Here is a 20859-nt window from a genome sequence, read left to right on the forward strand (position 1 = left end):
CTCAGTGGCGGAACAGGACGCTCGCGCCCTGATCCGCCGGTCCTGCGGCGTGGCGGAACGGCACGAAGAGCTCCCGGCCCATGCCGAATTCGTTCTCCGAGAGATCGGCGACGACAGGTTCGCGTTCTGCCATATCAGCTGCATCGACCAGCACCTCCAGCGTGCCGGCAACCGCGTCGATACGGATGATGTCGCCTTCCCTGATGCGGGCGATCGGGCCGCCGTCGATGGCCTCCGGCGTCACATGGATGGCGGCCGGGACCTTGCCGGATGCGCCGGACATGCGGCCGTCGGTCAAGAGCGCCACGCGGAAACCGCGATCCTGGAGCACGCCGAGTGCCGGCGTCAGCTTATGCAGCTCAGGCATACCGTTGGCTTTCGGTCCCTGGAAGCGGACGACGGCAACGAAATCGCGGTTCAGCTTGCCGTCCTTGAAGGCCTGCTGCATCTCGAGCTGGTCGTGGAAGATCACGGCCGGCGCTTCGATGATGTGGCGCTCCGGTTTGACGGCGGAAATCTTGATGACCGCTTTGCCGATATTGCCGCGCAGCATCTTCAGGCCGCCATTGCTCTGGAAGGGCTTGTCTATGCTTGCCAGTACCTTCGGGTCGTGGCTTTTGTCAGGAGCGGGCTCGCGCACCACATTGCCGTCGGCACCGAGCTTGACGTCGATGGAGTAGCTCTCGAGGCCCTGGCCGTAGACGGTGCGCACGTCGTCATGCAGCAACCCCTTCTTCAGGAGTTCCTTGATGAGGAAGCCCATGCCGCCGGCGGCATGGAAATGGTTCACGTCGGCAAGTCCGTTCGGATAGACGCGGGCAAGCAGCGGGATGATGTCGGACAGTTCGGAAATATCCTGCCAGGTGAGCACGATGCCGGCGGCGCGGGCCATGGCGACGATGTGCATCGTGTGGTTCGTCGAGCCGCCGGTCGCATGCAGGCCGACGACGCCGTTGACGATCGAGCGCTCGTCGATCATCTCGCCGGCCGGTGTGAATTCATTGCCCATGGCGGTGATCGCAAGAGCACGCTTGGTCGCCTCGCGCGTCAGAGCTTCGCGCAACGGCGTTCCGGGGTTGACGAAGGAGGCGCCCGGCATATGGAAGCCCATGATCTCCATCAGCATCTGGTTCGAATTCGCCGTGCCGTAGAAGGTGCAGGTGCCTGGGCCGTGATAGGACTTCGATTCCGCCTCCAGCAGTTCGGCGCGGCCGACCTTGCCCTCGGCATAGAGCTGGCGCACGCGCGATTTCTCGTCGTTGGGCAGGCCTGAGGTCATCGGCCCGGCGGGAATGAAGACAGCAGGCAGATGGCCGAAGGAGAGGGCGGCGATTACGAGGCCGGGGACGATCTTATCGCAGACGCCGAGGAAGACTGCCGCATCGAACATATTGTGCGACAGCCCGACGGCGGCCGACATGGCAATCAGGTCGCGCGAGAAGAGCGAGAGTTCCATGCCGGGCTGCCCCTGCGTGACGCCGTCGCACATGGCCGGCACGCCGCCAGCCACCTGGGCGATGCCGCCCGCTTCGGCTGCGGCCTCGCGGATGATCGCGGGATAGGTCTCGAAGGGCTGATGCGCCGAGAGCATGTCGTTATAGGAGGTGATGATCCCGAGATTGGGCACCTGGTCTCCCGCCAGTGCGTCCTTCTCGGAGGGGGAACAGATGGCGAAGCCATGCGCAAGGTTGGCACAGCCGAGCACGGAGCGCTGCGCTCCCTTGCTCGCGGCGCTGCGCAGGCGGTCCAGATAGCGCTCACGTGTCGGCTTCGAGCGCTCGACGATGCGTGCGGTAATCGCTGATATGCGGGCGTCAGCGGCCATGGTCGATCTGCCTCCGTCTGTTCTGCGCGATGCCCTCGCTATCTGCTTCATTGGAGGGCGCGGCGCGGGGTCCAAAAGTCAATGCTTTGCCGCTGCGCCCGCAGGGGCACATGGCGCAGCATAGGTTGCTGTGTCTGTCAGGGTTCGATGACCAGACCTTACGGTCGCGTCACGGAGCCCAATAAATCTCGACCGGGGAAGCCGCCCGGCGCAGTATGGCGCGGATCGGCATCTCGGTTTCTTCTCCCGGCGCTTCGGCCTTGGCCAAAACGTCCTTCTTTCCTTCTCCCTCGATATGGAGCACCAGTAATCGGGCATCCTGAAGGCTGGAGAAGGTGAATGTCAGCCGCGGCTCGCCGGCACCTTCCGCTTCCATCGTGATGATGCCGCGCGGGGTGTTCGGATCGAGTGCGGTCTTGAGATTGCTGCCGCCCGGAAAGAAGGAAGCCGTGTGGCCGTCATTGCCCATGCCGAGGATGGCGATATCGAAGGGATGGCCGATAGAATTGGTCTTTTCGGTGGCGATGACGGCGGCCTCCTCGACGGAAGCCGCGGCCTGATAGAGCGGAAGGAACTTAGCGGCTGCCGCCTTGTCCTTCAGCAGGTTTTCCTGAACGAGGAGGTGGTTCGAACGCGGATTGTCTGCTGGCACGAACCGTTCGTCGACGAGCGTGACCGTCACCTTGCTCCAGTCGATCGAACGCGATGACAGCGCCTGGAAGAAGGCCTTCGGCGTCGAACCGCCCGAGACTGCGATGCTTGCGGAGCCGCGGGCGGCAACCGCAGCCGAAAGGGTTTCGGCCACCTTGTCCGCGAGCTTGCCGGCGAGTTCGGCACCATTGGCAAAAGCATGCATGTTGGCTGTCATCGTTCTCGTCCCGGTTTAGATATCGTCGTGCCAGGTGCGGCCGTCACGCTCGATGAGCGCGATGGCCTGACTCGGGCCCCAGGTGCCGGCCGTATAGCCCTGTACCTGCTGGCCGGCTTGCTCCCAACCTTTGAGGATCGGGTCCACCCACTTCCATGCGGCTTCCACTTCGTCGCGGCGCATGAACAGCGTCTGGTTGGAACGGATGACGTCCATCAGCAGGCGCTCGTAGGCATCCGGATTGCGGACGTTGAAGGCAGACGCGAAGCTCATGTCGAGCGAGACGTTGCGCAGGCGCATGCCGCCAGGACCCGGGTCCTTGATCATCAGTGACTGCTTGACGCCTTCATCCGGCTGCAGGCGGATGATGAGCTGGTTGGCAACGATGCGGCCGGCGGCCTGATCGAAGATAGTGTGCGGGATGTGCTTGAAGGTGATGACGATCTCCGACATGCGGCCGGCGAGGCGCTTGCCGGTGCGGATGTAAAAGGGAACGCCAGCCCAGCGCCAGTTGCCGATCTCTGCCTTGATGGCGACGAAGGTTTCGGTGTTGGAAACGCCGCCTTCAAGCTCGTCGAGGTAGCCTTTGACCGGGCCGCCCGCCGAAGCGCCGGCGCGATACTGGCCGCGAACCGTCGCCTGCTCGACGTTGGACGCGTCGATCGGCTTCAGTGCACGCAGCACCTTCAGCTTCTCGTCGCGAACGGCTTCCGAATCCATGGAGGAGGGGATTTCCATTGCAGTCAGGCAAAGCAGCTGCAGGATGTGGTTCTGCACCATGTCGCGCAGGGCGCCTGCGGTGTCGTAGTAGCCGGCGCGGCCTTCCAGGCCGACCGATTCAGCGACGGTAATCTGCACGTGGTCGATATGATTGGCGTTCCACAGCGGCTCGTAGAGCGCATTGGCAAAGCGCAGCGCCATCAGGTTCTGCACGGTTTCCTTGCCGAGATAGTGGTCGATGCGGAAGATCTGCTCTTCCTTGAAGACCTTGCCGATCGTGTCGTTCAGCTGCAGGGCGGATGCGAGGTCACGGCCGATCGGCTTTTCGACAACGATCCGGGTCTGCTTGGTGATTAGCTTGTGATCGTGGATCTTCTGCGAGATGTCGCCGAAGATGCCCGGAGCGACGGCGAGATAGAAGGCGCGCACGCGCTCCTTGCCTTCGTCCAGGATCTTCTTGAGCTGATCCCAGCCAGCATCGCTGCGGGCGTCGACCGGTACGTAGAACAGGCGAGCGAGGAACTTCTTGACCTCGGCGTCGTCATATTCGCCCTTTTTCAGGTGTTCCTTGAGGGCGGCATCTGCAAATTTGCGGTATTCTTCATTGGAAAGCGCGCTGCGCGAAGCGCCGATAATGCGGGTCGGCTCGGAAAACTGGCCTTCGACCTGACGATGGTAAAGAGCGGGCAGGAGCTTGCGTTCGGCAAGGTCGCCGCTGCCGCCGAAAACGACATAATCAAATGGTTCAACGGGAATGATCTGGCTGCTCATGAGCTATCTCTCAATCGGTCTTGGTTGAGGCCCCTTTTAATCTAATCGATTTAAAAAGGCCAGTGTGCATCGCAAAATTCAAATGCGCTTTTTAGAGCGGATTGCCGGCGGAAGAAAACATCTTCCGGTTTTCAAAACCTGTCGCGCAACGCAAACCACGAGAGCGCCAGGAACAGCAGAGGCGCCCGCACGCGCGCACCACCGGGGAACGGCGGAATGTTCAGTTCCCTGAAGAGACGAAGTTCATCTGCATTCCCGAGAACCGTTTTCGCATAGAGTTTACCGCAATAATTTGACAGCATCACCCCATGGCCGGAATAGCCGCCGATCGAGGTCACGCCTGGCATGACCTCACGCACGAAAGGCTGGCGCGGCATGGTGATGCCGACGGAGCCGCCCCAGGCATAGTCGATGTTGATATCGCCGAGAGCTGGATAGATTTCGGTGATTTGCCGGCGGATGTGCTGCGTTATGTCGCGCGGATTGTCTGATGTATAAGCCTCGCGCCCGCCGAACAGCAGGCGTCCATCCATCGATTTGCGGAAATAGCGCACGACGAATCGCGAATCGGCCACCGCCTCGTTGCCAGGCAGCACGGCCGGAAAGCGGTCGAGCGGTTCGGTCGCGCCGATGAAGGAGCGGATCGGCATTACATGACTTGCCGTCACCGGCTCTAGATTACCGATATAGCCGTTGCAGGCGATCAGCACCCGATCGGCGGTGATCTCGCCCCCGTCCGTTTCGATGATCGTCTTGCCGCCGGCCTGCCGAAAACCCTTTGCCTTGGTCATCTCGAAGAGAGAAGCGCCGGCCTCTGCCGCGACGCGGGCAAGGCCGATCAGCAGCTTCAGCGGGTGGATGTGGCCCGTGCCCATATCGCGTACGCCATAGAGATAAAACCTCGACCCCAGCCGCTCCTGGGTTTCGGCCTCATCCATGAATGTCATATGCGGATAGCCGTAGCGGGTCGCCGCGATCTCCGCACTGTCCATATAGTCACGCTTGTAGCTGCGCTTATGCGTGACATTCATCTGGCCGGGCAGGAAATCGATGTCGATGCCATGCTCTGCGGAGAAATTGAGTAGATGCCGCTTGGCATCTTCGGCCAGATCGAAGAGGGCCTTCGACCGCTCGTAGCCGATCTTCTCTTCGAGCTCTTCCGGCCACCAGCGCTGGCCGGTACCGAGCTGTCCGCCATTGCGGCCGGAGGCACCATCGCCGAAACGGTTGGCGTCGATCAGAACGACGTCGACACCGCCTTTGGCGAGGTTATAGGCGGCCTGAAGGCCGGTATAGCCTCCGCCGATGATCGCGACATCTGCGCGGCGCGAGCCGTCGAGCTTCGGATAGATCGGACGCGGCCCGACGGTTGCCTGGTAGAAGGAAAGGCCGGGTGCAATCGGGCTCTGCCAAGTTTCCTGCAATGCCATGGGCGCCTCCCTCACACGTTAAGCAGAAGGAATTCCCGCTCCCACGGGCTGATGACCTGCATGAAGGTTTCGAATTCGCCCCGTTTCACGCCGGCATAGATACCGATGAAATCCTTGCCGAAGACTTCTTCGAAGGCAGGCTCGTCTTCCATCAGCGCAATGGCTTCCAACAGGCCGCGGGGCAGGTCGATGGAGCCTTCATTGGCGGAATCCTCGGTCGGTGCCGTCGGCTCCACCTGCTTCATGATGCCGAGCAGGCCCGATGCAAGCGAGGCGGCGAGCGCCAGATAGGGATTGGCATCCGAGCTCGGCAGCCGGTTTTCCACGCGCCGCGCCTGCGGATCGGAGACCGGAACGCGGAAGGCGGTGGTGCGGTTGTCGTAGCCCCAGGCATTGTTGACCGGGCAGGACATGTTCGGCGCCAGCCGGCGATAGGAGTTCACATACGGTGCCAGCATCGCCAGCGCGTTCGGCACGAAGCGCTGCATGCCGCCGATGAAATGGAAGAACTCGGGCGAGGGGCTGCCGTCCGGGTTGGTGAAGACGTTCTTGCCGGTCTCGATGTTCACGACCGACTGGTGAATGTGCATCGCCGATCCTGGCTGGCTCTGCATCGGCTTGGCCATGAAGGTCGCATAGATGCCGTGCTTCAGCGCCGCCTCGCGGATCGTGCGCTTGAACATGAATACCTGGTCGGCAAGCTCGATCGGATCGCCGTGGCGCAGGTTGATTTCCAGCTGCGCCGGACCCTCTTCGTGAATCAACGTGTCGATCTCGAGACCCTGCTTCTCGGAGAAGTGATAGATATCGTCGATCAACTCGTCGAACTCGTTGATGCCGGCGATCGAATAGCCCTGACCGCCAAGGATGGAACGGCCGGAACGACCCTTCGGCGGGTGCAGCGGATAATCCGGATCGTCATTCTTGGCGACGAGATAGAACTCGATTTCCGGCGCCACAACCGGCTTCCAGCCGCGGTCGCGGTAGAGTGCCATGATGCGCTTCAGCACGTTGCGCGGCGTGTAGGAGACTTCCTCGCCGTCGGAATTGACGATATCGCAGATCACCTGCGCCGTCGGATCGCTTTCCCAGGGCACGACCGACAGCGTCGAAAGATCGGGCACCAGCTTCAGATCGCTGTCGCGCGGCTCGTAGCGGAAGCTTTCGGTCTCCTCCGGATATTCGCCTGAAATCGTATGGCGATAGATCGCCGAGGGTAGCGCCAGCGATGTATTGGAGGTGAATTTCGACGTCGGCATCATCTTGCCGCGCGGCACGCCGGCAAGATCCGGCGTGATGCATTCTATATCCTCGATCCCGCGTGCCCGCAGCCATTGCGCCGCTTCCTTCCAGTTTGCCACGCCGCGTGCCGATCTCAGAGAAGGAGGGACTGTAGGGGCCTTTGAGACGGGTATGGAAGCTTTCAGCGGGGTCTTTCTCGCAGGCATAAAACACCGTATTTGGGTTGATCGGTGATCGCATCATAACTGCAGTTTGCCAATTGGCGAGGGGGAAAACCGCTTGGACTTTCGCCGTATGATGGAAAAATGACGAGCGCGCGCGGCGAAGAATGAAGGACTGAAGTGTGGCTGATAGATACGATGTGATCGTCCTCGGTGCGGGTGCGGCAGGTATGATGTGCGCTATCCGCGCCGGCCAGCGCGGGCGTTCCGTCATCGTGCTCGATCATGCCGCCGCACCCGGCGAGAAGATCCGCATTTCCGGTGGCGGCCGCTGCAATTTCACCAACATCCATGCCGGTCCGAAGAACTTCCTCTGCGCCAATCCGCACTTCGCCAAATCGGCGCTCGCCCGTTTCACACCACAGGATTTCATCGCCATGGTCGAGCGCTACGGCATCGCCTGGCATGAGAAGACGCTCGGCCAGCTCTTCTGCGACAACAGCGCCAAGGACATCATCCGCATGCTCACAGACGAGATGCGCGATGCGGGCGTGCAATTGCGATTGCGAACGGAAATCGGCAATATCGAGCAGACAGCCGGCGGCTATCGCGTCGGCACGTCCGAAGGCACCTTCGAAACATCCTCGCTGGTCGTCGCCACCGGCGGCAAGTCCATTCCCAAGATGGGGGCCACCGGTTTTGCCTATCGCGTCGCCGAGCAATTCGGCCTGCCCTTGGTTGAAACACGGCCAGGCCTTGTGCCGCTGACGCTCGATCCGCAATTGCTCCAGCGCCTTGCGCCGCTTTCCGGCATTGCTGCGCCCGCCGAGATCCGCCATGGCAAGACGGCGTTCCGCGAGGCCCTGCTTTTTACCCATCGCGGCCTCAGCGGCCCCGCCATCCTACAGATCTCCTCCTATTGGCGGGAGGGAGAGGAGATCACGGTCGTGATTGAGCCCGATATCGATGTCTTTGCGCTTCTCAAGAAAGCAAAGCAGGCGAATGGCCGACAATCGGCGCAGACCGCGCTTGCGGAAATCCTGCCGAAGCGGTTGGCCCAGTATGTCGTCGAGAGCGAAGGTATCTCCGGCAACATGGCCGATCAATCCGACAAGCGGTTGCAGCAGCTCGCGGCAGCCATTCAGTTGTGGAGCGTCAAACCCTCGGGCTCCGAAGGCTATCGCACGGCGGAGGTGACGCTCGGAGGTATCGATACGGCATGCCTTGATTCGCGGACAATGCAGGTAAAGACCTTCCCTGGCCTGTTCTTCATCGGCGAATGCGTTGATGTGACCGGTTGGCTCGGCGGCTACAATTTCCAATGGGCATGGGCATCCGGCCATGTCGCAGGCGAGGCGGCCTGAATTGAGCTTGCCAATGGGCGGCAAAGCGGGCATAGAACACCTCTAACGCGAAATATTTCATGGAGCAATCATGGCGTTCAAGCTCGAGCTATTCCGCCGCTTAACCTTCTCAGGCATTGTTGCGGCCGCAGCAATGTCGCTTGGCATGCTTGCCGTCACGGCATCGGGTGCCAGCGCGGCGTCCGCGCAGTGCAAGAAGCTGGATCCTAACGGCCGGGACAGGGGCGGGGATACGAATTTCGCCATTGCGATTCGTGACAAGAAGGCTGACCTCGTCAAGAAAATGCTGACGTGCGGGGCCGATGTGAACCTGAAGACGACGGAGGGCTGGTATCCGCTGCATACCGCAGCCTATTATGGTCCTCCGGAGATGATCGATTTGCTGGTTTCAAAAGGCGCCCACGTCAACGCGCCTGGCGATTTTGATGGCTGGACACCGTTGCATATGGCCACCCAGCAACATGATCCGGCTGTCGTCAAGGCTTTGCTGAAGGATGGCGCCGACAAGACCATCAAGTCGAGCGGCGGCAAGACAGCTGCGGAAATGGCGACGGATCCCGCGATCGCTGCACTATTGAAGTAGAGCGCTTCGGCCGCACACACCCTGGATCTCCGTCGGTTAGCCGCGAGACTTGCGGCTAACCTCTGGTTTTGGCGTTTTCTTTTCCTACATTTCTATTTTGTATATTGCCTGTTGCGAAAGCGGCCTTTTGCCGGTTATCGTGTCAGTGCGAAAATGGGAATATACTCATGAACAAAACACAGCGTCGCGCTCGCGCCATTGCAATTGCTCAGACCCGTGACAATGCCAAGCTCCTGGCGGCAAGACTGTTGATGTTGGCGACTGGCGTGACAGCCGCTTGCATTGCCTATCTCGCCGTACGCGGTTTCTGATTACAGCCGCCCTATGTTCCCGGCCGCTGCCGAGCGGCGGTCCTGGCTCGCGCATATAGATGCGCTTCATTGCCCGTTCCTCAGCGTTTGGTTGTGTAATGTAGGTTGCATTACAGCCTTATCTGAAAATTAATTAATCACACCCACAATCACACTCGATTTCTTGGGGCGCTCTACTGCAAGCTGGAGCCGAAGCAATGATTGCTTCCTGACTTATACTCAGGAACCCTGTCTGCGGATATTTCAAGAACGATGGTTATACATCCGGTCAGCGCCGAGGCGGCGTCGACGGGGAGCGGTGTGAGGTCTGGGCCAAAATGTTCATTGACAAGATATTGTCGCGTTTCAACATCAGGACGAAGGTTCTGATATTCGTCCTGCCATTCGTCATCAGCATTTCTGCCGTGGGCCTCACCGGGCTTTATGCATCGGGCCTGCTTCAGGGACGCATGGAGATCTCCAACAGCGTCCTGCAGTCCCTGACCGGGTTCAAGAACCTTTATGGTTCCATGGACGATTTCCTCCGCATCACGAACGCTCGCCAGCGCGACAAGCTCTATGAGGACATCAAATCGCAGCAGAGCGTACTCAATTCGACGTTGAGTCAGCTTGGGCCCGAGTCGGAAGGCCGCGACAACCTCACCGACGCGACGACAAAGACCGCCGACTTGTCCAACCTCGTCGGTAGGCTGTGGTCGCTGCATGAACAGGAACTGTCTCTACGCAAGACGATCGACGACGCCCAACGCGCCTTGATCAGTGCCCGCTTCAACGTTAATTTCAACAGCCAGCAGCTTGAAGACCAGATGCGCAAGGATCAGGCGGATGCGACCTCGACTTTGCGTTCGGCCGATCGCTTGCTGAAGGGCGGCGACCTGCTGGTTGCCGTGGCGCAAGACTTCAATAACGCGGCGACGCCAGCCGACAAGGTCAAGCTTCTGAAGGATCGTCTGACAGATCTGAACAAGGCGCAGCGGTCGATCGACCTCGCATTGCCGCAGAACCAGAAAAGCGTCGTCCAGTCATTGACGGGCACGATTAAGGATCTTGCGGCCTTCACCGAAAGCACGGATGCTCCGACCGACGACACGATCACCAATATCGGTCGGTTACTCTCGCGCTTCCGTCAGACCTCGACCTACACGCAGTTGACGGCGACGCAGATGATGCGCCAGGCGACCACGACCTTCGTGTCTCTTGATGCGCGCGTCGCACAGACCAATTCGGTTCTTCAGGATACGCGCCGCCTGCAGGATTCTATTTATTCGCTGCAGCTGGTACTGGCGGATTTCGATGCCAATACGACCAAGGACAATCTCGTCCGCCTGCGCCAGGAAGTCTCCAAGCTCGGCGGCGATATCGATACGCTGAACCAGAGCGCCAAGAGCATGGATTTTGCCGGCGATATCGACTCGGCCATTCGTCCTGCGATCAAGTCCATGGATGACGCCGGCGGCAAGCTGGTCGAAACCATTGACCAGCGGATCGCCGAATATGCCGGCGCCCGCCAGCAACTCGATCAGGTCTGGGGTCAGCTCACCGCTTTCGCCGAGACGCAGAAACAGAGCGCCGGCAGCGAGCGCAACCAGGCAAATTCCATATCCATCCTAGCAACCGCACTCGGCATCATCCTTTCGGTCGCCGGCGGCATCGCGCTCGTCCTGACCCTGCAGCGCCCGATTGGCCAGATCACCGCCGCCATGCGCCGCATTGCTGACGGTTTGCTCGAAACTTCGATCTCCGGCGAGCAGCGCCGCGACGAAATCGGCGATATGGCCCGGGCCCTCGGCATCTTCAAGGAAAACGCTATCTCGAAGATTCGTATCGAGGAACAGAGCGACGAGGAGCGTGCGGCAGCGGAGCACGAACGTCAGCGCAACGATGCCGAAAAGCGCGAGCTTGACCGTCAGATCGACTATGCCGTCAGCGAACTTGCCGCCGGTCTCGAGCGCCTTGCCCAGGGCGATATTTCGGCAACGATCGAAACGCCGTTCATCGGTCGCCTCGAACAGCTTCGCCAGGATTTCAACAGCTCTCTGTCGCGCCTGCAGCACACGCTGAGCCAGGTGCGCGACAATGTCGAGATGATCCAGAGCAACGGCAACCAGATGGCGACTTCCGCCGAGGCTCTGTCGAAGCGGACCGAGCAGCAGGCCTCTTCGTTGGAGCAGACTGCCGCCGCTGTCGACCAGATCACGACGACGGTGCGTTCATCTGCCGAACGCGCCAAGGATGCGGATGCAATCGTGCGCGAAGCTAAGCGCAGCGCCGATAACAGCTCCGTCGTCGTCGGCAATGCCATCGATGCAATGTCGCGTATCGAGGACGCCTCCCGCCGGATCGAACAGATCATTGGCGTCATCGACGAGATTGCCTTCCAGACCAACCTTCTGGCGCTCAATGCCGGCATCGAAGCCGCCCGCGCCGGCGAGGCCGGTAAGGGATTTGCCGTCGTTGCCATGGAGGTGCGCGAACTTGCACAGCGCTCCGCAGCAGCCGCCAAGGAGATCAAGGGACTCATCAACAAGTCGACCGAGGAGGTCAATTCCGGTTCGCAGTTCGTGCAGGAGGCCGGTTCGGTACTGGCCCAGATCAGCAGCCAGATCGTGACCATCAGCCACCATGTGGAAATGATCGCCCGCGCAAGCCACGACCAGGCAAGCGCGCTGCAGGAGGTTAACTCCTCGGTCAATCATATGGACCAGATGACGCAGCAGAATGCCGGCATGGTTGAGGAAACCACGGCTGCCAGCCGCGAGCTTGCCGCTGAGGCCGATGCCTTGCTGCACCTCATTCAACAGTTCAAGATCGATGCTGGTTACAGCGCGAATTACATGCGCGAGCAGGCGGCAGCCTAACTGCAACTACCACTGCAGGCGGATCGGCCGATTTCCGGCCGGTCCGCTTTTTTCATTTCCTTGCGTCGGGTGTTCAAAGCAGCAAATATCCGCTCAATCCACATGAAAAACTGCGGCGGCTCGCGCCCGTAGTCGAGGTAGAACAAATCCTCGTCGCAGTGCCATTGCTTTTCGCGCGTCAGGCTTTGGATTTCTATGGCTTTCGCCAGAGCTATGCTGTCCAGCATGAGATGTCTCCTTCCGTGAGGCATCCCTTCAACTACACATCGGAAGTTGCTTTATAAACGGCCATGATCGTCTTATGTTTTTCAATTATGAAAAACACCACGTGGGATTCCTATCAGCTTTTCCTCGATGTCGCCCGTGGCGGTGGTTTGACCGGCGCGGTCCCTTCAAGCGGCCTCAGCCCCGCGACGATCGGCCGGCGGATGTTGGAACTGGAAGCGCAGATCGGCCGTCCGCTCTTCGAGCGCAGCCAAGCGGGCTATACGCTGACCGGCGACGGCCAGGCGCTGTTCGATCAGCTGCTGGAGATGGAGGCGGCCGCCCGCAAGGTCGACAGCTGGCAACGCAATGCCCAGGGCATGTCTGTCGTCCGCATCGCCGCTGGCACCTGGATCGGCTGGCTGCTCAGCCAGAATATGCCAACCATCTGCTCGGAGCGCGACGGCTTTCGCATCGATCTGCATCTCGGCGAGCGCCGCGCCAGCCTCGCTCATCGCGAAAGCGATATCGGCATTCGTGCTTTCGAGCCGGAAGAGACCAATCTCGCCGCCATCAAGATCAGTGATGTTGCCTATGCCGCCTATCAGGCCCGCAATATGCGCTTTGTCGGCCCACAGCGCTGGATCGCGGTAGCGGAGGAGGAAGCAATCTCGGCCTATCTGCGCTGGCCCCATCAGAACAAGCGTCAGGAAATTGTTTTCACGGTCAGCCGTCCGCGCTCGCTGCACGATCTCGTGCTTGCCGGAGCCGGCATTGCCGTTCTGCCCTGTTTCGTCGGAGATCAGGAACCCCGACTGGAGCGAGTCGGCGAGGAAATTCACGAGCTGCGCCATCGGCAATGGATCGTCATGAACAATGCCGACCGCCATCGTCAGGAAATCCGCACGGTGGTCGACCGCATGACCAAACTGTTGAAAAGCCATGCCGAACTCTTTGCCGGCAAGCGTCCGACCTATGTGTGAAAGAACCGGCGGCAATTGACCGCCGGTTCGTGCTTCTTCACCGTGCCGCGTCGCCCCAGCGATATTCGACCGTGGCTTCGTCAAGCTTCGCCTTCAGCTCCGGATCGAGCTTGAGATCGATGGCGGCAAGCGTGTCCGTCAGCTGTTCGGGACGGCTGGCGCCAATGATGGCAGAGGTGATCACCGGATTGGCCGCAACCCAGGCGATGGCAAGCTTGGTCAGCGATTGCCCGGCCTCTTCGGCAATACCCCGCAGCTTCTCGATGGTCGCGAATTCGCGCTCATGCCAATAGCGCTGCAGATAATTGCTGCCGGCGCTGCGCAGCTGCGCGCTGAAGCGGCCTTCTGTCGGCGCGACATCGTGCTTATGCTTGCCGGTGAGGAGGCCTCCTGCGATCGGGTTGTAGGGGATGACGGCGATACGCTGTTCTTCGGCAAGCGGCAGAAGCTCGCGCTCGATCTGACGGAACAGGAGATTGTAGCGTGGCTGCACCGAAACGAAGCGGGCGGTGCGCAAAAAATCGGCGCGGCCGAGCGCCAGCGCCAGCCGGTAGGCGAGGAAGTTCGACACGCCGACATAGCGAGCCTTGCCCGAGCGTACGATGACGTCGAGCGCCTCCAGCGTCTCGTCTAGCGGTGTTTCGCGATCGTCCGAATGCAACTGGTAAAGATCGACATAGTCAGTGCCCAGGCGCCGCAGCGAAGCGTCGATGGCGTCGAGAAGATGCTTGCGCGACGCCCCCTGATCCCAGGGAGACGGGCCGACCTTTCCGACAGCCTTCGTAGCGACGATGAAACGGTCGCGCTTGCCCTTTAGCCAGCGCCCGACGATCTCCTCAGTGCGGCCGGCAAGTTGTTCGCCGCCGCCGAGCGGATAGACATCGGCGGTGTCGATGAAATTGACGCCGGCATCGGTCGCCCTGTCGAGAATGGCATGGGCTATGTCTTCCTGCTCGATCTGCAGGCCGAAGGTCATCGTGCCCAGACACAGGCGCGAGACGCTGAGACCGGTATTGCCGAATTTCTGATACTCCATGATAGGTCCCCGATGATGGGTTTGAGTTTGCCCGCTGGGCAGGATGGCGAAACGGGCTTGAGAATGTTCGCGAGCGAGAATGTCGCGATGTTAGCAAAGCCTGCTTCCGTATTCACGTGTGAAGCCGGCTTTGAGTTCACGATTGCGTGCTAAAGGCGTTGCTAATTTGCGGGGCGAAAGATCGTTTTCGAGGAAAAGGGCTAAAGCTTATGTCGGCTTGCTTTTTCCCTTGTCGCCTTCCGATTTCCTTTCTAGTCTAACGGGAAAAACAGAGGGTTGGGCATCGCTAGGATGCCCTTGAACAAAACAGGAGAGACTATGAAGTCCATGTTCGCACGGCTTGCAGCAACGGCATTCGCTGTCGTTTCGCTGGCAACGGTCGCTCAGGCAGAAGACAAGGTCGTCAATATCTACAACTGGTCGGATTATATCGATAATTCCATCCTGACGGATTTCACCAAGGAAACCGGCATCAAGGTCGTCTACGACACCTTCGACCAGAACGAGACACTAGAAACCAAGCTGCTGGCCGGCAAGACCGGCTACGACATTGTCGTGCCGACCGCTTACTTCCTGCAGCGCCAGATCAAGGCCGGCGTCTTCCAGAAGCTCGACAAGTCCAAGCTGCCGAACATCTCCAACATGTGGGATACGGTGCAGCAGCGCATCGCCACATATGACCCCGGCAACCAGTACGCCATCGACTACATGTGGGGTACCAGCGGTGTCGGCTACAATGTCGACAAGGCGAAGCAGATCCTCGGCACCGATGCGGCGCCTGACATCAATGTGATCTTTGATCCCGCGCTGGCCGCCAAGTTCAAGGATTGCGGCATCTACGTGCTGGATTCGCCGACGGACGTCATTCCGGCCGCCCTGCGCTATCTGGGTCTCGACCCGAATTCGACCAAGCAGGAAGACTTCAAGAAGGCCGAGGATCTCCTGACCGCGATCCGTCCCTTCGTTCGCAAGTTCCATTCCTCCGAATATATCAATGCGCTTGCCAATGGCGATATCTGCCTGGCGTTTGGCTATTCCGGCGACGTGCTGCAGGCCCGAAACCGCGCCGCCGAGGCGAAAAATGGCGTCAACATCGCCTATTCGATCCCGACGAAAGGGGCGCAGATGTGGTTCGACGTCATGGCGATCCCTGCCGATGCGCCGCATGTCGAGGAGGCGCATATCTTCCTCAACTATATCATGAAGCCTGAGGTCATCGCCAAGGCGAGCAACTTCACTTCCTATGCCAACGGCAACAAGGCGTCGCAGCAGTTCGTGAGCAAGGACGTGCTGGAAGATCCGTCCGTCTATCCCACCGACGCGGTCCGCGAGAAACTATACACGCTGACCCCTTGGGACTCTAAAACGCAGCGCGTGGCGACGCGCTTGTGGACAAAGGTCACGACAGGCCAATAAATCGAAGCGGCCCGGACGGCAACGTCCGGGCCTTTCCTTATGAGGATAATGCAGGAATCACGAGCGCGCCGGAACGGGGAAGAGCCGGCACGACACGCGCCCATCCGGGCATCCATTTGGGGATAGATAATGAAATCACTCGGTAATATCCGACGTTCCTTTGCTCCTTGGACCGATCCTTCGGCCAAGCCTTACATTTCCTTCAGGAACGTGACCAAGAAGTTCGGTGATTTCACCGCCGTCGATAACCTCTCCCTGAATATCTACAATCGTGAATTCTTTGCCCTTCTCGGCGCATCCGGCTGCGGCAAGTCCACGCTTTTGCGCATGCTGGCTGGTTTCGAGCAGCCGACGACGGGCGAGATCGTGCTCGATGGCCAGGATCTTGCCGGCACGCCGCCCTATCGTCGCCCCGTCAACATGATGTTCCAGTCTTACGCGCTGTTTCCCCATATGTCGGTGGAAAAGAACATCGCCTTTGGTCTGCGCCAGGATGGCATGCCGAAAGCCGAGATCGACGATCGCGTCGCGCAGATGCTGAAGCTCGTCAAGCTGGAGCAATTCGCCAAGCGCAAGCCAAACCAGCTTTCCGGCGGCCAGCGCCAGCGCGTTGCGCTTGCCCGCTCGCTTGCGAAACGGCCGAAGGTGCTGCTGCTCGACGAACCCCTTGGCGCGCTCGACAAGAAGTTGCGCGAAGAGACGCAGTTCGAACTCATGGATCTGCAGCAAAGCCTGGGGCTGACTTTCGTCGTCGTCACCCACGACCAGGAAGAGGCGATGACCATGGCCGACCGCATCGCGGTCATGAGCCACGGCAAGGTGGTGCAAGTTGCGACCCCAGCCGAGATCTATGAGGCACCCAATTGTCGCTTTGTCGCCGACTTCATCGGCGATGTGAATATTCTCGACGGAAACGTCACCTCGGCACAATCTGGCATCGTCGAGATCGCGGTCGATTCGGGATTTGCGGTGCGTACCGCTTCCAGCGATATGCCATCGGCGGGAAGCCGTGCCAGCCTTGCCATCCGCCCGGAAAAACTCAGGGTATCGCCGCGCCCGCCCGCCAATGCTTCGGTCAATGCCGCCGAAGGCGAGATCTGGGACATCGCCTATCTCGGCGACATGACCGTTTTCCACGTCAAGCTGAAAAGCGGTCAGGTGGTCAAGGCCTCTTCCCTGAATGCGGTGCGCGCCGTGGAAGAACCCTTCGCCTACGATCAGAATGTCTGGGTCTCCTTCGACGAAAATGCCGGCGTCTTGCTGAAGGATTGATCATGAAAGCGCTCGGCTCCTCCATCTATCAGCGCCTCGTCATCATCGTTCCCTATGGTTGGTTGCTGATCTTCTTTCTAGCGCCCTTCCTCATCGTCTTCCGCATTTCGCTGTCGACGAAGGCGCTGTCGGTCCCGCCCTATGATCCGTCCTTCGCCTGGAGCGACAGCTTCGGCGACTGGTGGGACAAGCTGCAGACCATGTCGTTCGACAATTATGTGTGGCTGACCGGCGACCCCCTCTATATGAACGCCTATATCGAGAGCCTGCAGATCGCCGGCATCTCGACGCTTCTGACGCTGATCATCGCATATCCGATCGCCTATGGCATGGCGCAGGCGCCGCGCACGATCCGGCCGACCTTGCTGATGCTGGTCATCCTGCCCTTCTGGACGAGCTTTCTGATCCGCGTCTATTCCTGGATGTCGATCTTGAGCACGACGGGCCTGTTGAACCAATTGCTGATGGCGCTCGGCATCATCCATGAGCCGCTCGTCATCCTGAACACCAATACCGCCGTCTATATCGGCATGGTTTATTCTTACCTGCCCTTCATGGTTCTGCCGCTCTATTCCGCGCTGGAGAAGATGGACGGCACGCTGATCGAGGCGGCGCAAGATCTCGGCTGCACGCCGATCGGCGCCTTTTGGCGTGTTACCTTTCCGCTCTCCATTCCTGGCATCGTCGCCGGCTGCATGTTGGTCTTCATCCCGGCCGTTGGCGAGTTCGTCATCCCTGATCTGCTCGGCGGTTCGCAGACCCTGATGATCGGCAAGGTGCTCTGGACGGAATTCTACAGCAACACCGACTGGCCGCTGGCTTCGGCGGTAGCGACTATCCTGCTTCTGGTGCTGGTAGTGCCCATCGTCTTCTTCCAGCATTTCCAAGCCAAAGCCGATGAGAAGGGGAGATAACGAATGATTCGCTGGTCCCGCTTCAACATTGTCTCGGTCACGCTCGGCCTGGCCTTCCTCTACCTGCCGATCCTGCTGCTGGTCATCTATTCCTTCAACAGCTCGCGTCTCGTCACCGTTTGGGGCGGCTTCTCGACGCAGTGGTACGTGCACCTCTTCAGCAATGATACGATGCTCAATGCTGCATGGCTGACGGTGCGCATCGCGCTGCTCTCAGCGACGATTGCAACCGTACTCGGTACGCTCGCGGCCATCACGCTTGTACGCTACACGCGTTTCCGCGGCCGAATCCTGTTTTCGGGCATGATCTATGCGCCGCTGGTTATGCCAGACGTCATCACCGGCTTGTCGCTGCTGCTGCTCTTCGTAACATCGGGCGTCGATCGCGGCTTCTGGACGATCGTCATGGCGCATACGACGCTGACCATGTGCTTCGTCGCCGTCGTCGTTCAGTCCCGCCTACTAACCTTCGATCGCTCCATCGAGGAGGCGGCGATGGATCTCGGCGCGCCGCCGGTGCGCACCTTCTTCGAGGTGACGCTGCCGATCATCGCGCCGGCCGTCTTCTCCGGCTGGGTGCTGGCGCTCACCTTGTCGCTCGACGATCTGGTAATCGCGACCTTTGCTTCCGGCGCAGGCGCCAAGACCCTGCCGATGCTGATCTACAGTCAGGTCAAGCTTGGGGTGACGCCGGAGATTAATGCCATCTGCACCATCCTGATCGGCGTGGTCGCCCTCGGCGTCATATGCGCTTCCATCGCGACGAAGCGCCGAGAAGTCCAGCGACAGAGGGATGAGCAGGCGGCTGCAGCAGCTTGAAGTACTGCGGCCGAACGGCGCCTCCGCAAGAACTATGGCTGCTGTGCCGGTTTTTGCAGAAGCGTTGCGACCGGCGAAATCACCGGGTTTGGCCAGCTGCCGCCAATGAAGAAGGGCAGCATCGGCAGTTCGCTGGCGTCGGAGGGTGAGGTCGCCTCGATTGCGCCAGAGAGTGCCAGCCCGTTAGTGCGGAACGGAACCACGCCGTTGAAGCTGATCGTCTCGTTGCGGCCGGTAATGGTTGCGTTCTGGACCTCGGCGGAGCCTTTCGCAAAACTTGCATCTGCGTTGATGCTGTCGAAGGTGAAGGATGAGCCGGCGATATCGCTCATCCGGAAGAATGCCTTCTGGGTGGCGAGCGTCCGAAAGCTCGAAAGATCGAATTGGCGGAACGATCCTCCCGACGAAGCGAAATGCAGTGTGCCGGCGACGTCGCTGAGCGTGGCAACCCAGATCGGCTTCGAGGTGCTGAGCGAAAGATCCAGCGACGCCGATGAAGGCATCGGCAGCGGGCCAATCAAATTCAGGCGCGTGAAGAGCCCACCGAAATCGGCGTTGCGAATCGATATCTGCAATTTGCCGCCGCCGTCGAAGTCGCCCGGTGCGACCTCAAGATGCGCGGTCAGCGAGCCATTTTCGAAGCCGCTGTCGCCTATGTCGAATTTCGCCTTGCCATCTGCCACCAGCAGGCTGGCGCCGATATTGTCGAACTGGAAGGGGCCGAGGGCCGCCTTGTTCGATGATAACCGCAAGTCGAGGTCGAGCCGCTGCAGCGGATTGCCGTTCAGCAGTGCATCGATGGCGGTTTGCGCGGCCAGGCGCATGGAGAAGGCGGCAAGGAAAGGATTGAGGTTCATCTGGTCGAAAGCCAGCGTGCCGGAAATCTTCGGTTTGCCCGCTTTCGTGTAGCTCAGGTCCATGATGCCGGAGGCTGCGGAATCGTTGACCTTGAAGCTGAGATTGTTGAAGCGCAGGCCATTGTCGATCGCTGCGATGCTGGCGTTGAGCGAGATATTCTCCAAGGCGTCGGCCGCCGGCAGGCGCTGGCCGCTCCAGGCGATGAAGGAAGGAACGTTCGGCACGCTCAGATCCAGATTGCCGGAAAGCGCCGAAAAATCCGATATGCTAGTGATACCCGTATAGGTCCAGCTGATCAGCGGCGAGACGAAGCTGGTTTTGGTATCCACATTCTTGCCGGCGAAGAAAAGCAGAGGCTGCGTCGAATCGAAATTCAGCTTGATGTCCTGGCCGTTGAAGCGGGCAAGGACGACGGCGCTCAGCGACTGTGAAAGCCGTGGCCAGGAGATGTCGGCGTTGACGGCGTTGAGCTTGTAGATATTGCCGCTGCGCTCGTCGGTCATCTCAATGCTGCCGTCCTCAATGGTCAGCATGCCGATGGCTGCATCCTGTTCCTTGCTTATCCGCATGCCGTCGCCGGAGGAGGCCTCGGCCTGCTCAATCGCTTTGGAAAGGCGGCCTTCGTTCGTCCAGTCGATCAGGCCATTGTCGTCGCGGCGGATGTAGAGGATCGGACGCAGGAAATGGAATTCGTGAAAATGCGCGTGCCCGCGGATCGCCGACCACAGGGAGAAATCCGCCGAAAGGCTATCGACATGGCCGAGAACCTTGCCGTTTTTCGACGGTTCGCGGATGGTGACCTGATTGAGCGTCACACGTGGCGTCGGCCAGAAATCAAGCGTCGGGTCGCCTTCGATCTGGGCGCGATATCCCGTCCAATCCGACAGTGCCTTCTCGATGCCAGAGCGCACAAGACCGCTTGAAATCAGAAAAGGGGCGGTCGCTCTGAAGACAGCAAAGACAATGAGGATCGTGAGAAGAATGATGCCGGTCGTGCGAGCAAAGGCAGGCAGCCAGCGCGAGGCCGAACGCATCGTCAACCGCCACTTGTTGTTTTTCGAAGCACTCATGATCCCGAGGAGACTCTTGAACTGATAGGGATAGTCTGCCTGAGTTTGCCGGATATAGGAAATGTTTGCCCGATGCAAACATCACGCACTGGCAATGCCCACAACACCATGTTTTATAATGCGCTGCAACATCGCTATATATAGAGCGAAAAGC

The 20859-nt window shown here is 59.8% G+C and carries 17 protein-coding genes; 9 read left to right on the top strand and 8 right to left on the bottom strand.

Features of this window, described 5'->3' with window-relative positions:
* Position 1: 1 nt before the first annotated feature.
* From edd to ACYJRZ_RS08400, 5 genes are all read right to left on the bottom strand, one after another.
* Positions 2 to 1825 (bottom strand): phosphogluconate dehydratase, encoded by a 1824-nt coding sequence (gene edd / locus ACYJRZ_RS08380; protein ID WP_459457914.1) that lies wholly within the window; start codon positions 1823 to 1825, stop codon positions 2 to 4.
* Positions 1826 to 1994: 169 nt separating this feature from the next.
* Complete coding sequence (gene pgl, locus ACYJRZ_RS08385) at positions 1995 to 2693, bottom strand: 6-phosphogluconolactonase (RefSeq protein ID WP_459457916.1); 699 nt, start codon at positions 2691 to 2693, stop codon at positions 1995 to 1997.
* Positions 2694 to 2708: 15 nt separating this feature from the next.
* Positions 2709 to 4184 carry a glucose-6-phosphate dehydrogenase gene (zwf, locus tag ACYJRZ_RS08390; RefSeq protein ID WP_459457917.1) on the bottom strand — a complete coding sequence of 492 codons (1476 nt, stop codon included), beginning with the start codon at positions 4182 to 4184 and terminating at the stop codon, positions 2709 to 2711.
* A 131-nt stretch (positions 4185 to 4315) separates the two neighbouring features.
* Positions 4316 to 5614: an NAD(P)/FAD-dependent oxidoreductase gene (locus ACYJRZ_RS08395; RefSeq protein ID WP_459457919.1), complete on the bottom strand. Its 1299-nt coding sequence runs from the start codon at positions 5612 to 5614 to the stop codon at positions 4316 to 4318.
* A gap of 11 nt (positions 5615 to 5625) precedes the next feature.
* On the bottom strand, positions 5626 to 7062 hold the full coding sequence (locus ACYJRZ_RS08400) for a glutamine synthetase family protein (protein ID WP_459457921.1): 1437 nt from the start codon (positions 7060 to 7062) through the stop codon (positions 5626 to 5628).
* A 137-nt stretch (positions 7063 to 7199) separates the two neighbouring features.
* Between ACYJRZ_RS08400 and ACYJRZ_RS08405 the strand changes: the two genes are divergently transcribed.
* The 4 genes from ACYJRZ_RS08405 to ACYJRZ_RS08420 all read left to right on the top strand — a co-directional run bounded on the left by ACYJRZ_RS08405 (position 7200) and on the right by ACYJRZ_RS08420 (position 12133).
* Positions 7200 to 8381: a BaiN/RdsA family NAD(P)/FAD-dependent oxidoreductase gene (locus ACYJRZ_RS08405; RefSeq protein ID WP_459457923.1), complete on the top strand. Its 1182-nt coding sequence runs from the start codon at positions 7200 to 7202 to the stop codon at positions 8379 to 8381.
* Positions 8382 to 8451: 70 nt separating this feature from the next.
* Positions 8452 to 8964, top strand: a complete 513-nt coding sequence (locus tag ACYJRZ_RS08410; RefSeq protein WP_459457925.1) for an ankyrin repeat domain-containing protein — start codon at positions 8452 to 8454, stop codon at positions 8962 to 8964.
* A gap of 167 nt (positions 8965 to 9131) precedes the next feature.
* The gene (locus ACYJRZ_RS08415) at positions 9132 to 9275 is read left to right on the top strand and encodes a hypothetical protein (RefSeq protein ID WP_459457927.1); all 144 of its coding nucleotides are present in this window, start codon (positions 9132 to 9134) and stop codon (positions 9273 to 9275) included.
* A gap of 317 nt (positions 9276 to 9592) precedes the next feature.
* Positions 9593 to 12133 carry a methyl-accepting chemotaxis protein gene (locus ACYJRZ_RS08420; RefSeq protein ID WP_459457929.1) on the top strand — a complete coding sequence of 847 codons (2541 nt, stop codon included), beginning with the start codon at positions 9593 to 9595 and terminating at the stop codon, positions 12131 to 12133.
* On the opposite strand, the gene ACYJRZ_RS08425 is transcribed toward ACYJRZ_RS08420, so the two are convergent.
* On the bottom strand, positions 12130 to 12360 hold the full coding sequence (locus ACYJRZ_RS08425; RefSeq protein ID WP_459457931.1) for a hypothetical protein: 231 nt from the start codon (positions 12358 to 12360) through the stop codon (positions 12130 to 12132). The genes ACYJRZ_RS08420 and ACYJRZ_RS08425 overlap by 4 nt on opposite strands.
* Positions 12361 to 12447: 87 nt before the next feature.
* Here ACYJRZ_RS08425 and ACYJRZ_RS08430 point away from each other — a divergent pair, with 87 nt between their 5' ends.
* The gene (locus tag ACYJRZ_RS08430) at positions 12448 to 13320 is read left to right on the top strand and encodes a LysR family transcriptional regulator (RefSeq protein ID WP_459457933.1); all 873 of its coding nucleotides are present in this window, start codon (positions 12448 to 12450) and stop codon (positions 13318 to 13320) included.
* A 37-nt stretch (positions 13321 to 13357) separates the two neighbouring features.
* Here the strand turns inward: ACYJRZ_RS08430 and ACYJRZ_RS08435 are convergent, their stop codons facing one another.
* Positions 13358 to 14356 (bottom strand): aldo/keto reductase, encoded by a 999-nt coding sequence (locus ACYJRZ_RS08435; protein WP_459457934.1) that lies wholly within the window; start codon positions 14354 to 14356, stop codon positions 13358 to 13360.
* Positions 14357 to 14683: 327 nt separating this feature from the next.
* Here ACYJRZ_RS08435 and ACYJRZ_RS08440 point away from each other — a divergent pair, with 327 nt between their 5' ends.
* The 4 genes from ACYJRZ_RS08440 to ACYJRZ_RS08455 all read left to right on the top strand — a co-directional run bounded on the left by ACYJRZ_RS08440 (position 14684) and on the right by ACYJRZ_RS08455 (position 18777).
* A complete protein-coding gene (locus ACYJRZ_RS08440) occupies positions 14684 to 15772 on the top strand; it encodes a polyamine ABC transporter substrate-binding protein (protein WP_459458700.1) in 1089 nt (362 codons plus the stop codon).
* 129 nt (positions 15773 to 15901) lie between these two features.
* The gene (locus tag ACYJRZ_RS08445) at positions 15902 to 17044 is read left to right on the top strand and encodes an ABC transporter ATP-binding protein (protein WP_459457936.1); all 1143 of its coding nucleotides are present in this window, start codon (positions 15902 to 15904) and stop codon (positions 17042 to 17044) included.
* Positions 17045 to 17046: 2 nt separating this feature from the next.
* Positions 17047 to 17958: an ABC transporter permease subunit gene (locus tag ACYJRZ_RS08450; protein ID WP_459457938.1), complete on the top strand. Its 912-nt coding sequence runs from the start codon at positions 17047 to 17049 to the stop codon at positions 17956 to 17958.
* A 3-nt stretch (positions 17959 to 17961) separates the two neighbouring features.
* On the top strand, positions 17962 to 18777 hold the full coding sequence (locus ACYJRZ_RS08455) for an ABC transporter permease subunit (RefSeq protein ID WP_459457940.1): 816 nt from the start codon (positions 17962 to 17964) through the stop codon (positions 18775 to 18777).
* A gap of 32 nt (positions 18778 to 18809) precedes the next feature.
* Here the strand turns inward: ACYJRZ_RS08455 and ACYJRZ_RS08460 are convergent, their stop codons facing one another.
* Complete coding sequence (locus ACYJRZ_RS08460; protein ID WP_459457942.1) at positions 18810 to 20705, bottom strand: AsmA family protein; 1896 nt, start codon at positions 20703 to 20705, stop codon at positions 18810 to 18812.
* Between the last annotated feature and the right edge of the window lie 154 nt (positions 20706 to 20859).

The sequence above is a fragment of the Rhizobium sp. No.120 genome (genome assembly GCF_054558365.1).